The sequence below is a fragment of the Kineococcus sp. AC630 genome, assembly GCF_979255925.1.
Genome location: NZ_CEEDMJ010000141.1, coordinates 1 through 238, shown reverse-complemented (window position 1 = coordinate 238; position 238 = coordinate 1). Strand labels below are relative to the sequence as shown.

Here is a 238-nt window from a genome sequence, read left to right as displayed (position 1 = left end):
GTCCCGCGAGACCGGACCACTGGCCCGCATCTGGGAGAGCAGCGGCTACGACGCGATCAACTGGACCTACACCCCCACCGGCCGTCGGCTGCTGAAGACCTTCGGGGAACTCTCGCCCCGGCCGGTCCTGGTGCGCCCGCACTACGTGTTCTGCTCGGGCACCGGCTTCGGGATCCCGCACTGGGGCAACGGGAACGGCTACCACGAGGACGCGCACGGGAACCCGGTCTACGACGTC

The 238-nt window shown here is 69.7% G+C and carries 1 pseudogene; it reads left to right on the top strand.

From position 1 onward, the window contains the following. Positions 1–238, top strand: a pseudogene (locus tag AC0I8G_RS26165) (GH39 family glycosyl hydrolase); the annotation flags it as partial.